Origin of the sequence: Mycobacterium sp., from assembly GCF_049278535.1 — a bacterium.
Taxonomy (GTDB): Bacteria; Actinomycetota; Actinomycetes; order Mycobacteriales; family Mycobacteriaceae; genus Mycobacterium.
Map to the genome: position 1 here is coordinate 1 of NZ_JBAPMI010000007.1, position 12,117 is coordinate 12,117.

The window sequence follows — 12,117 nt, forward strand, 5'->3', positions numbered from 1 at the left end:
GCATGGGGTCGTGCGAGCCGTGCAGCACCACCGTGGGCGCTGTGATCTCCTTGCTGTACGCCAGCAGGCTGCCGGTGCCCAGTACCGCGTCGAATTGGCGCAGCACGCCGGGCGGGTAGCTGGACCGCTCTGCGAGCCGCTGGACGCGCCTGCGCAGCTCGGCTTCCGGCGGCAGGAAGTTCGGACCGTTGAACACCGCGACGTTACGTACCTCGAAGGCGAGCTTCTCCTCGTCGGACGCATCGTCGCCGGGCGAGTTGAATGCCAGCCGGATCACCCGCCAGGCCGGCAGCCGGGAGAACGGCTTGCCGGTAGTGGACATCACGATGGCCAGCGACGCGACCCGGTCCGGTTCGGTGGCGGCCAGGATCTGCGCGATCATCCCGCCCATCGAGGCGCCCACGACGTGAGCCCGGCCGATGCCGAGGTGGTCAAGCAGCGTGACCACGTCGCGCGTCATGTCGACCAATGTGTAGGGCACCTGGCTGCCGCGGCCCACCAGATAGCGCCCCACCCGCCGGTACACCGAACCCTCGGCGCGTTTCCCGTGCATCTTGGCCGACAAGCCGGTGTCGCGGTGGTCGAACCGGATCACCCGATATCCCGCGTCGACGAGCCGCGCGCAGAAGCCGTCCGGCCACATCGGCAGCTGAGCGCCCAGTCCCATGATCAGCAGGACGGCCGGATCGTTCGGGTCGCCGAGATCTTCGTAATACAGCTCGACTTCGCCGTGCTTGGCGAGGCCGCTACGAGTCTGCACTGGGCCTCCAGGGCTGCACCCAGCCTTTGATCGACCAGCCCTCCAGCGCGGCAAGCAGCTCGTACATGGTGGCGCCGTCGATGCTCTCCCGGATGATGTCGGCGTGGCCGGAGTGGCGGGTCAGTTCGTTGATCACGTGCAGGATGACCCAGCGCACCGACCACGACTTGATGCCCTTCGGGAAGTACGGGATATCTTGTGGGACAGGCACTTCCGCATCGAGGTCGGCGGTCTCGACCAGGTGCAGCGCGGTGGCGTTCTCGGCCTCGAGCGCCGTCAGCAGCCCGTCCAGCGTCTCGTCGGCGCGCATCGTGTGCTGATCGGCGAAATCCTTGCTGATCTGGTCGAACGGCCGGGTATCGCGGGGCGGGGCGTCCGGTGCGGCGGCGACCCGTGCCATCCAGGTGCGTTGCATGCCGGCGGCGTGCTTGACCAGTCCGCCGATCGACAATTGACTGACCGTCGGGCGCGAGCGAGCCTGCTCGTCGGTCAGGCCGTAGGCCACCGCGAAGAACGCGCTCTGGTGGAAGGCCAGGTACTCGCGCAGGGCGCTGCGTTCATCGGCGACGGGCGAGGCGAGAGCAGGCATCAGCGGTCCTTCCGGTTTCGTGTCTCAAGCCTTACACCCCTACGCCTGTCGGAGGTCGTAGGGTGCGGGAATGCGGGTCATTTCGTCGGAGTCGACGGAGCTTTTCGTGGGCCCGGTGGACGCGCCGCTGCAACTGGTTCGGGTGACGGTCAGCGGTGTCACCGAGCCGACCACGATTCGGGTCGACGGCGACGGCCTGAGCGGGTCGGCGGTCGCGCGAGGTGGTCGGGCCGACGGCCGATGCACTGTCGAGGTGCCGGTCGCCGTCGAGCATCCGGTGGTCGCGCGGCAACACACTGCGCAGGTGCACCTCGCGGACAGCGCTGAATTTTCCAAGCCGTTTGCTTTTGTTGTCGCCGAGCCCGGTTGGACGATGTTCATGATCAGCCACTTCCACTACGACCCGGTGTGGTGGAACACCCAGGGCGCCTACACCAGCCTATGGACCGAAGACCCGCCCGGAAAGTGCCGTCAGACCAACGCTTTCGAGTTGGTGCACGCGCACCTGGAAATGGCGCGCCGCGAACCGGAGTACAAGTTCGTGCTGGCCGAAGTGGACTATCTCAAGCCGTATTGGGACACCCATCCCGAAGACCGCGCCGATCTGCGCCGGCTGATCGGGCAGGACCGGGTGGAGATCATGGGCGGCACCTACAACGAACCCAACACCAACCTCACCAGTCCGGAAACGACGATCCGGAACCTGGTGCACGGCATCGGTTTTCAGCGTGACGTGTTGGGCGGTGCCCCGGCCACCGCCTGGCAGCTCGATGTCTTCGGTCACGACCCGCAGTTTCCCGGGATGGCGGCCGACGCCGGGCTGACCTCCAGTTCGTGGGCGCGGGGACCGCACCACCAGTGGGGTCCGATGCACAGCGGGGGCGGCGTGACGGGCATGCAGTTCAGCAGCGAGTTCGAATGGATCTCGCCGTCGGGCCGCGGACTGCTTACCCACTACATGCCGGCGCACTACTCGGCCGGCTGGTGGATGGACGAATCGACCACGGTGACCGAAGCCGAGCAGGCCGCCTTCGAGTTGTTCGCGGAGTTGAAGAAGGTGGCGCTGACCCGCAACGTGTTGCTGCCGGTCGGTACCGACTACACGCCACCGAACAAGTGGGTCACCGAGATTCATCGCGACTGGGCGTCGCGCTACACCTGGCCGCGGTTCGTGTGTGCGCTGCCGCGTGAGTTCTTCGCCGCGGTGCGTGCCGAATTGGACGACCGCGCCGAGACGCCGTCGCCGCAGACCCGCGACATGAACCCGATTTACACCGGCAAGGACGTGTCGTTCATCGACACCAAACAGGCCAACCGGGCCGCCGAGAACGCGGTGCTGGACGCGGAGAAGTTCGCGGTGTTCGCCGGTCTGCTCGCCGGCGCCGACTATCCGCAGGCCGCGCTGGCCAAGGCGTGGGTGCAGCTGGCTTACGGCGCACACCACGACGCGATCACCGGTTCGGAATCAGACCAGGTCTACCTCGACCTGCTGACCGGATGGCGCGACGCCTGGGAGCTTGGCCGGGCCGGCCGGGACAACTCGCTGGCGGTGTTGTCCAGCGCGGTCGACGGCAACGTGGTCGTCTGGAATACGTTGGCGCAGAATCGGACCGACATCGTCACCGCTCGCTTGGAGACGCCGGTCGGCGCGCGGGTCCGGGTGCTGGACCAGGACGGCGGCGCGCTGCCCGCGGTGGTCGAGCACGGTGGACGGTCGGTCAGCTGGCTGGCCCGCGACGTGCCGTCCCTGGGCTGGCGGGCTTACCAGCTGGTGGCCGCGGACTCGGACAGTGGCTGGGAGTCATTGGCAGGCAAGGAGATCGCGAACGAGCATTACCGGTTGACGGTCGATCTCGACCGCGGCGGCGGTGTGACGTCGCTGGTGCGCGACGGCAAACAGTTGATCGCCGAGGGTCGTGTCGGCAACGAGCTGGCTGTCTACCAGGAATACCCGGCGCATCCGACCGGCGGCGAAGGCCCCTGGCACCTGCTGCCCAAAGGGCCGGTGGTCGGCTCGTCGGAAACCCCGGCGGAGGTGCAGGCCTATCGCAGCCCGTTGGGTCAGCGGCTGGTTGTGCGCGGCCGGATCGACGAATTGTTGAGCTACACACAGACTTTGACGTTGTGGCGCGGTGTCGACCGAGTCGACTGCAGCACAACGATCGACGACTTCGTCGGCGAAGACCGGTTGCTGCGGCTGCGCTGGCCGTGCCCGGTGCCGGGCGCGATGCCGGTCAGCGAAGTCGGTGACGCCGTCGTCGGTCGTGGTTTTGCATTGCTGCACAACGACTCTGGATCGGTGGACACCGCCGAGCATCCATGGACGCTGGACAACCCGGCGTACGGCTGGTTCGGGCTGTCGTCGGCGGCCAGAGTGCGCGTCGGCGACGGTGTGCGTGCGGTGTCGGTGGCAGAGGTGGTCGCCCCGACCGAGCCGATCGGCGGCCGGTTGGCGCGCGACCTCGTGGTGGCGCTGGTGCGGGCCGGCGTCACGGCGACCTGCAGTAGCGCCGACAAGCCGCGCTACGGGCATCTCGACGTCGACTCCAACCTGCCCGACACCCGGATAGCGCTGGGCGGGCCGGACCAGAACGTGTTCACCAAAGCGGTTCTGGCCGTCTCGGATTCGGCCTACACCCGCGAGATCGAGCAGCAGCTCGCCAAGACCGGCCGGGCCCGGGTGTGGGTACCCGCCGCCGCGCCGTTGAGCGAGAGCTGGGTTCCGGGCGCCGACCTGCGCGACGCACGGGCACTGCCGGTGCTGGTAATCGCCGGACGCGACGACGCGCACCTCGCGGCAGCGGTCGCGTCGGTGGCCGACGATCTCGCCGACGCCGAGATCGTCGTCACCCAGCACGCACCGGCGGGCCGGCAACGCTTCGAATCGCGCACGGTCGCATTGTGCAACCGTGGCGTGCCCAGCTTCGCCGTCGAATCCGACGGCACCTTGCACACTGCGCTGATGCGGTCCTGCACCGGCTGGCCGTCCGGGGTCTGGATCGACGAGCCGCGGCGCACCGCGCCCGATGGTTCCAACTTCCAATTGCAGCACTGGACACACGTTTTCGACTATGCGCTGGTCTGCGGCGCCGGCGACTGGCGGCATGCCGAGTTGCCGGATCGCAGCGCCGAGTTCTCTCACCCACTGCGGGCCGTGACGGCGGTGGATTCGGGTGGCGGGCTGCCGGCGACCGGATCCCTGTTGCAGGTCGAGCCGGCCGGCGCGGTGCAGCTTGGCGCGCTGAAAGCCGCCGGCAACCCACTGGCGCGCGGCAGCGCGCATGCCGTCGACGCCGGCCATGTGGCGATCCGGCTGGTCGAAACCCGCGGCGGTGACGCCGATGTCGTCGTGCGCTCGCCGCTGGGCACGGTGTCGGAACTGCGGGCGGCCGATCTGCTGGAGCAGCCGCAGGGCCGTAGTCACCTCAGCACGTTGCACGGTCACCAGATCGGCACCGCGCTGGCGCGCCTCGACCTGCCACGTCTGCTGGACGCGGAGGATGCCGCGTTGGCCCCTGACGCCGAGATCGCGCAACCGCTGTACGCGCGGTACTGGCTACACAATCGCGGGCCGGCGCCGCTGGGCGGGCTGCCCGCCGTCGCCCATCTACACCCGCATCAGCTCAGCGCCACAGCGGGTTCCGAGGTGACCATGCGCCTGACCGTCGCCAGCGACAGCAGCGACGCAGCACTGGCCGGAGATGTGACGCTGATCTGTCCGCCCGGCTGGTCGGCCAAGCCCGCCACGCTGCCGTTCGCGCTGCCACCCGGCGAGCACCTGGAAGCCGACGTCATCGTGAAAACGCCGAAGGGCGCCGGGCCCGGCCTCTATCCGGTTCGGGCGCAGCTGCAAGTCACCGATGCCAAGGCGCCGGCAGCCTGGCGTCAGGTGGTCGAAGACGTCGCTTTGATCTCCGTCGGCGGAACCGATGACAGCGGCCTTGTCTACCTGACCGACGAGCCGGCTGATGTCGTTGTGGCTGCTGGCAATTCGGCTCGGCTGACCGCCAAAGTCGGCACCGACGCGTGCGCCGACCTCAGTCTGGAGGCGCACCTGATCAGCCCCTGGGGGACGTGGGAGTGGATTGGCCCGCCAGTGCTGGGCGCGGTGCTGCCGGCCGGCGGCACCGTCGAACTCGGCTTCGACGTGAGCCCGCCGGCCTGGGTGCAGCCAGGCCAGTGGTGGGCGCTGATCCGGATCGGCTGCGCCGGCCGGCTGGTGTACTCGCCCGCGGTGAAAGTGACCGTGCAATGAATGTTGCTGCGACAGTGGACGGTGTTCCGGTCCCGATCGACGAGGTCGACTCCCGCGAAGCGCGGCTGCGCGGCGGAGCGTTGGCCGTTGCGCTGCCGATGCCCGGCACCAGCGAGGGCAGGCAGCTACGGCGCTGGCTGACCCAGCTGATCGTGACCGAACGCGTGGTCGCCGCCGAGGCCGCGGCCCGCGGCCTGAGCGCAGACGACGCGCCGGCCGAGGACGAGCTGCTGCCCGACGTCACCGCCCGGCTGGAGATCGGCAGCATCGCCGCGGCGGCCCTGGCCGACCCCGGCGCGCGGGCGCTATTCGTTTGCGTCACCGCCGATGTCGAGGTCGGCGACGCCGACATCGCCGCCTACCACGACCGAAACCCATTGCGCTTCGCCGAGTCTCGACCAGACCGGTACGGCTGGCGCGCTGCAGCCGCCACTGCGCCAATGCTGGCGGAAGTCCATTCGAGGATCGCCGAGCATCTGCGGGCCGCAGCCCGCCGACGGGCCTTCCGGGTCTGGCTCGATCGACGCCGGGCCGAGTTGGTTCGGCTGGCACCCGGATACGAGCATCCCGGCGACCCACGTCAACCCGACAACACCCACCGGCACTGAACCCGATGCTGACCCTGGCCCTCGACATCGGCGGCACCAAGATCGCCGCCGGACTCATCGACCCGGCCGGTGGGCTGGTGCACACCGCCATCAGGCCAACACCGAAAGACCGAGAAGCAGAGCATGTTTGGGGCGTAGTCAACGCGATGATCGTCGACGCGGCCCGGGTTGCCAACGGTAAGATCCGCGCGGTCGGTATCGGCAGCGCGGGCCCCATCGATGCCGCCGCCGGAACCGTCAGCCCGATCAACATCGCTTCCTGGCAAGGGTTTCCACTGCGCGACCGGGTCGCGGCCGCGACGCCCGGCGTGCCGGTGCGGCTGGCCGGTGACGCCATCTGCATGGCGCTCGGTGAGCACTGGCGCGGCGCGGGTCGCGGTGCGAGTTTCATGCTCGGCATGGTCGTGTCGACCGGTGTCGGCGGGGGGTTGGTGCTCGACGGGGTGCCGTATCACGGGCGCACCGGCAACGCCGGTCACGTCGGCCACGTCGTCGTCGAACCCGACGGCCAGCTGTGCTCCTGCGGTGGCCACGGTTGCGTGGAGACCGTGGCGTCCGGACCGTGGATGACCCGGTGGGCGCTGGCCAACGGCTGGGCAGCACCACCCGGCGCCGACGCCTCGACCCTGGCCGATGCGGCCGATGCCGGTGACCCGGTCGCGCGGAAGGCATTTCAACGCGGCGCCACCGCGCTGGCGGCAATGATCGCCTCGGTCGGCGCGGTATGCGACCTGGATCTCGTCGTCATCGGCGGGGGAGTGGCCAAGTCCGGATCGACACTGTTCGGCCCGCTCGAAGCCGCGCTGGCCAACTACACGGGGCTGAGCTTTATCCGCGGTCTGCGGGTGATGCCGGCCGCATTGGGTGGTGACGCCGGCCTGATCGGTGCCGCAGCGCTCGTCTCGTCCGTCACGTGAGTGGCTCAGCCTGACCAGGTGTCGGTGTGCCCGCCTCTGAGCGAATTCTCCGGCGATGTCGTACCGGCATGCGAGATTCCGGCGATGAAGACGCTGCGTGGTATCGAGCTGCGGTACGTCCTCACGATGCACCTGGCGAGGCACGGCCGGTCAACCATCCGAGAGCTTGTCGACGCGCTGGCTTTCCACGGGTTTGCGGCTGACAGCCCGGCCAATAAATCGGTGTCGGATGCGTTGCGGTGGGAGCGCCGACGAGGGAGGGTTCGTCGCATCGGGCGTGGGGTCTACGGACCCGGCCAGATGCCGCGCGGCACCGAGCATCGGATTCGTCAACGTGAATTGGCTCTGCGCGCCGAGACAATTCGCTCAGAGGCGGGCACATCGGCATATTCCTCTGAGCTGGCCGGTTGAGACTGGGCGTTTTGGCTGATAAAGACAGTCCACGGTATGGTGGTCGGCGATCCACCGAAGACCGTCGGTCATCGAGCAATCGGTTGAAGGTCCGGGAATTCCCGGCGGCCCACGCAGGAGGACGAGGCAGACTTTCGTTTGGCGCGAGCTGACGGAAATCCACGCCCCGACCGCATCCTGCGTCGGGGCGTTCGTTGTTTCCGGGCCGAGAACCCAAGGAGGAATGCATGGCCCAGGCTGAGAAGGCCACAGCCGTTGCAGACATCGCGGAGCAGTTCAAGAGCTCTACCGCGACCGTGATCACCGAGTATCGCGGTCTGACGGTCGCCAACCTCGCCGAGCTGCGCCGGTCGCTGTCTGGTTCGGCGACCTACTCGGTCGCCAAGAACACGCTGATCAAGCGGGCCGCGTCGGAAGCCGGGATCGAGGGGCTCGACGAGCTGTTCGTCGGACCGACCGCGATCGCGTTCGTCAGCGGCGAGGCCGTTGACGCGGCCAAGGCGATCAAAAAGTTCGCCAAGGACCACAAGGCGCTGGTCATCAAGGGCGGCTACATGGACGGTCACGCGCTGACCGTCTCCGAGGTCGAGCGCATCGCTGACCTGGAATCCCGCGAAGTCCTGCTCGCCATGCTGGCCGGAGCGATGAAGGCCAACCTGTCCAAGGCGGCCGGGCTGTTCAACGCGCCCGCCTCGCAGGTGGCCAGGCTTGCTGCCGCACTGCAAGAGAAGAAGGCCGCCGAGGCTCCCGCCGAAGCTGCCGCACCCGAAGCCGCGGCTCCTGCCGCAGAGGCCCCCGCCGCCGAGGCGGAGCCGACCGAAACACCAGCGGAATCACCCGCCGAAACCACCGAATAACCCCGTAACCATCTAGGAAGGACCCACACCATGTCCAAGCTGTCCACTGACGAATTGCTCGACGCCTTCAAGGAACTGACCTTGCTCGAGCTCTCGGAGTTCGTGAAGAAGTTCGAGGAGACCTTCGAGGTCACCGCTGCCGCCCCGGTCGCCGTGGCCGCTGCCGGCCCCGCCGCCGGTGGCGCGCCTGCCGAGGCCGCCGAGGAGCAGTCCGAGTTCGACGTGATCCTCGAGGCCGCCGGTGACAAGAAGATCGGCGTCATCAAGGTTGTGCGTGAGATCGTCTCGGGCCTGGGCCTGAAAGAGGCCAAGGACCTTGTCGATGGTGCGCCCAAGCCGGTTCTGGAGAAGGCCCCCAAGGAGGCCGCCGACGAGGCCAAGGCCAAGCTCGAGGCCGCCGGCGCCAGCGTCACCGTCAAGTAGTCGTTTCGCGAAAACCCCCGGAGTCGACTCGGCTCCGGGGGTTTCGTTTATCTAGCGCTGAATTGACGCCTGCTGCGACTTTCGCACCAGCTCAGGCGAATCACCCAGCGCGACAAGCAGATTCGTCGTCATGGCGGCAAGCACCGGCCCGACTGCACTGCCCTGCTCGCCGTAGGAACCGGCGAGCTCGAGCATGACGAAGCCGTGAATCGCGGCCCAGAACTGCGCGGCCGTCGCGACCACGGTGGCATCGTCGGAGGGTGAACCGCTGATGCGCCCGGCCTGCATTGAGCGGTGTACACCGCGCACGACGTGGGCGAAGCTGGGGTAGTGGTCGTTGATCTCGGCCAGGGTCAAGGTGAGGACGTTGTGCGCCGGCGCGTTGATGCCGTGCGCGCTGGTGCTGCCGAACATCAACCGGTACATGTGCGGACACTCGATCGCGTAGCGGCGATAGGCCACCCCGGTGGCCATCAGGTCGGCGACCGGGTCGTCGGTCGGAGGCATCGTCATCGCGCCATCGAATTGCCGCAACCCCTCTTCGGCGATTGCGGCGATCAACCCGGGCATGCCGCCGAAATAGGTGTACACCGCCATCGTCGACGTCCCCGCCGCGCTGGCGATCTTGCGAGTCTGCAACCCGTCGGGACCGTCGTGGTTGAGGATGCCGACGGCGACGCGCACCAACTCATCGCGCACATTGCGCTCGGTCTGAGAACTCATCGTTGAACATCTTGACATAGCAGGCCCCGGATCGGTATAACAGTGGAATATCAATGTTATGAAGGCTTGGAGGCCGAAGTGAGCACAACCGCCACCGCCGCACCAGCGAACCCGTATCTCGACGACTTCCTGGCGCCGGTCAGCACCGAGGTCACCGCGACCGACCTGCCGGTTACCGGACACATCCCCGACTTCCTCGACGGGCGTTACCTGCGTAACGGTCCCAATCCCGTCGCCGAGGTCGACCCCGCCACCTATCACTGGTTCACCGGCGACGGCATGGTGCATGGAGTTGGCCTGCAGGGCGGCAAAGCCGGCTGGTACCGCAATCGCTGGGTTCGCAGCGCGGCTGTCCGGGCGGCCCTGGGCGAACCCGCGGCCGCCGCACGCAACCTGCGGGCCGGAATGCAGGCGCTTGGCGCCAACACCAACGTGCTGGCCCATGCCGGTAAGACGCTGGCACTCATCGAAGGCGGGGTGGCCAATTACGAACTCACCGACGAACTCGACACCGCCGGCGCCTGCGATTTCGACGGAACCCTCACCGGCGGCTATACCGCTCACCCGCATCGCGACCCGCACACCGGCGAACTGCACGCGGTGTCCTACTCCTTTGCCCGCGGCAAGACCGTGCAGTATTCGGTGATCGACACGAACGGCCACGCCCGTCGCACGGTCGACATCGAGGTTTCGGGATCGCCGATGATGCACGACTTCTCGCTGACCGAGAAATATGTAGTGCTCTACGACCTGCCGGTAACCCTGGATCCGATGCAGGTGCTGCCGAAGAAGATGCCCAGGTGGATGCGGCAGCCGGCCAAGTTGGTGGCCCAGGCCGTGGTTGGGCAGATGCCGGTGCCCGGGCCGATCGCGGCGATGATCAATCGCAACGAGCGCTCCGCCTACCAGCTGCCGTACGCGTGGAATCCGAACTACCCGGCGCGCATCGGCGTCATGCCCCGCGACGGCGGCAACAGCGACGTGCGGTGGTTCGAGATCGAGCCCTGCTACGTCTACCACCCGCTGAACGCCTACTCCGAGGTCCGCAACTCCCACGAAGTGCTGGTGCTCGACGTGGTGCGCTACGACCGGATGTTCGACCGCGATCGTCGTGGACCCGGCGACTCTGCGCCCACCTTGGACCGATGGACGATCAACCTCACCACCGGAGCAGTCACCAGCGAACGCCGCGACGACCGGTCGCAGGAGTTTCCCCGGATCAACGAGACGCTGCTGGGCAGCCGGCATCGCTTCGGCTACACCGTGCGAACCGGCGGCGGCTTCGTCGACTCAGGCAGATCGAAAATGTCGTCGGCGTTGTACAAGCACGACTACCAGTCCGGGTCGAGCCTGGTGGCTCCGCTCGATCCCGAGTTGCTGCTCGGCGAGATGTCATTCGTTCCCCGGCCTGCCGCGGACGCCGCCACCTCGGCCGAGGACGACGGGGTCCTGATGGGTTACGGCTATCACCGTGGACGTGACGAGGGCCAGCTGGTGCTGCTCGACGCCCAAACCTGCGAGTCGGTGGCGACGGTCCATTTGCCGCAGCGCGTGCCCATGGGTTTTCACGGAAACTGGGCTCCGCGGGACTGAGCGAAACTCGCCTACCTGTGCGCTACAGTGACTCAAGCCACAAGCTGGTCTTGGGCTGCCATGAGCATCGTCAGCGGGAGGGTTTCGCATGGGCATCGGTATCTCGGTCGAAGGACTGACCAAGTCCTTCGGGTCCCAGCGAATCTGGGAAGACGTCACGATGGAGGTCCCGGAGGGCGAGGTCAGCGTGTTGCTGGGCCCGTCGGGTACCGGTAAGTCGGTCTTCTTGAAGTCGCTGATCGGCCTGCTGCGCCCCGAGCGCGGCTCGATCGTCGTCGACGGCACCGACATCACGGAGTGCTCGGCCAAAGAGCTCTACGACATCCGCACCCTGTTCGGCGTCATGTTCCAGGACGGCGCTCTGTTCGGGTCGATGAACCTGTATGACAACACCGCGTTCCCGTTGCGTGAGCACACCAAGAAGAAGGAAAGCGAGATCCGTGACGTCGTCATGGAGAAGCTGGAGATGGTGGGTCTGGGCGGGGACGAGAAGAAGTTCCCCGGTGAGATCTCCGGTGGTATGCGCAAGCGTGCCGGCCTGGCCCGCTCACTGGTGCTGGACCCGCAGATCATTCTCTGTGACGAGCCCGACTCCGGTCTGGACCCGGTCCGTACCGCCTACCTGAGCCAGTTGCTGATCGACATCAACGCCCAGATCGACTGCACGATCCTGATCGTCACGCACAACATCAACATCGCCCGTACCGTGCCGGACAACATGGGCATGTTGTTCCGCCGCAAGCTGGTCATGTTCGGCCCGCGCGAGGTGCTGTTGACCAGCGACGAGCCGGTCGTCAAACAGTTCCTCAACGGTCGTCGTATCGGCCCGATCGGTATGTCGGAGGAAAAGGACGAGGCCACCATGGCCGAGGAGCAGGCCCACTTGGAGGCCGGCCACCACGACGGTGGCACCGACGAGGTTGAGGGCGTGCCGCCGCAGATCACCGCGACACCGGGCATGCCGGAGCGCAAGGGAGCTCA

The 12,117-nt window shown here is 67.4% G+C and carries 11 protein-coding genes; 8 read left to right on the top strand and 3 right to left on the bottom strand.

Features of this window, described 5'->3' with window-relative positions; all coding sequences use genetic code 11:
- Both WAO18_RS00390 and WAO18_RS00395 read right to left on the bottom strand, forming a co-directional pair.
- The coding region (locus WAO18_RS00390; protein WP_422202931.1) for an alpha/beta fold hydrolase at positions 1 to 760 on the bottom strand (760 nt) is incomplete at its 3' end.
- On the bottom strand, positions 747 to 1,349 hold the full coding sequence (locus WAO18_RS00395; protein ID WP_422202933.1) for a DinB family protein: 603 nt from the start codon (positions 1,347 to 1,349) through the stop codon (positions 747 to 749). The genes WAO18_RS00395 and WAO18_RS00390, both read right to left, overlap by 14 nt.
- A gap of 70 nt (positions 1,350 to 1,419) precedes the next feature.
- On the opposite strand from WAO18_RS00395, the gene WAO18_RS00400 reads away from it, so the two are divergent.
- From WAO18_RS00400 to rplL, 6 genes are all read left to right on the top strand, one after another.
- Positions 1,420 to 5,604 (top strand): NEW3 domain-containing protein, encoded by a 4,185-nt coding sequence (locus tag WAO18_RS00400; protein ID WP_422202935.1) that lies wholly within the window; start codon positions 1,420 to 1,422, stop codon positions 5,602 to 5,604.
- On the top strand, positions 5,601 to 6,212 hold the full coding sequence (locus WAO18_RS00405; protein ID WP_422202936.1) for a DUF7158 domain-containing protein: 612 nt from the start codon (positions 5,601 to 5,603) through the stop codon (positions 6,210 to 6,212). Before WAO18_RS00400 ends, WAO18_RS00405 begins: the two co-directional genes overlap by 4 nt.
- 5 nt (positions 6,213 to 6,217) lie before the next feature.
- A complete protein-coding gene (locus tag WAO18_RS00410) occupies positions 6,218 to 7,129 on the top strand; it encodes an ROK family protein (protein ID WP_422202937.1) in 912 nt (303 codons plus the stop codon).
- 84 nt (positions 7,130 to 7,213) lie between these two features.
- A complete protein-coding gene (locus WAO18_RS00415; RefSeq protein WP_422202947.1) occupies positions 7,214 to 7,540 on the top strand; it encodes a hypothetical protein in 327 nt (108 codons plus the stop codon).
- Between the two features lie 227 nt (positions 7,541 to 7,767).
- Positions 7,768 to 8,397, top strand: a complete 630-nt coding sequence (gene rplJ, locus WAO18_RS00420) for a 50S ribosomal protein L10 (RefSeq protein ID WP_422202938.1) — start codon at positions 7,768 to 7,770, stop codon at positions 8,395 to 8,397.
- Between the two features lie 30 nt (positions 8,398 to 8,427).
- A complete protein-coding gene (rplL, locus tag WAO18_RS00425; protein WP_422202940.1) occupies positions 8,428 to 8,820 on the top strand; it encodes a 50S ribosomal protein L7/L12 in 393 nt (130 codons plus the stop codon).
- A gap of 51 nt (positions 8,821 to 8,871) precedes the next feature.
- On the opposite strand, the gene WAO18_RS00430 is transcribed toward rplL, so the two are convergent.
- Positions 8,872 to 9,543: a TetR/AcrR family transcriptional regulator gene (locus tag WAO18_RS00430; protein WP_422202942.1), complete on the bottom strand. Its 672-nt coding sequence runs from the start codon at positions 9,541 to 9,543 to the stop codon at positions 8,872 to 8,874.
- Between the two features lie 78 nt (positions 9,544 to 9,621).
- Between WAO18_RS00430 and WAO18_RS00435 the strand changes: the two genes are divergently transcribed.
- The gene (locus WAO18_RS00435) at positions 9,622 to 11,136 is read left to right on the top strand and encodes a carotenoid oxygenase family protein (protein WP_422202943.1); all 1,515 of its coding nucleotides are present in this window, start codon (positions 9,622 to 9,624) and stop codon (positions 11,134 to 11,136) included.
- Between the two features lie 88 nt (positions 11,137 to 11,224).
- Positions 11,225 to 12,117, top strand: an 893-nt coding sequence (locus tag WAO18_RS00440; protein ID WP_422202945.1) for an ABC transporter ATP-binding protein, incomplete at its 3' end; no start/stop codon positions are given.

Coding starts and splice junctions, on each gene's coding strand:
- WAO18_RS00400 (WP_422202935.1), top strand. CDS start 1,420: ATGCGGGTCATTTCGTCGGAGTCGACGGAGCTTTTCGTGGGCCCGGTG.
- WAO18_RS00395 (WP_422202933.1), bottom strand. CDS start 1,349: ATGCCTGCTCTCGCCTCGCCCGTCGCCGATGAACGCAGCGCCCTGCGC.
- WAO18_RS00415 (WP_422202947.1), top strand. CDS start 7,214: ATGAAGACGCTGCGTGGTATCGAGCTGCGGTACGTCCTCACGATGCAC.
- WAO18_RS00430 (WP_422202942.1), bottom strand. CDS start 9,543: ATGAGTTCTCAGACCGAGCGCAATGTGCGCGATGAGTTGGTGCGCGTC.
- WAO18_RS00410 (WP_422202937.1), top strand. CDS start 6,218: ATGCTGACCCTGGCCCTCGACATCGGCGGCACCAAGATCGCCGCCGGA.
- rplL (WP_422202940.1), top strand. CDS start 8,428: ATGTCCAAGCTGTCCACTGACGAATTGCTCGACGCCTTCAAGGAACTG.
- rplJ (WP_422202938.1), top strand. CDS start 7,768: ATGGCCCAGGCTGAGAAGGCCACAGCCGTTGCAGACATCGCGGAGCAG.
- WAO18_RS00405 (WP_422202936.1), top strand. CDS start 5,601: ATGAATGTTGCTGCGACAGTGGACGGTGTTCCGGTCCCGATCGACGAG.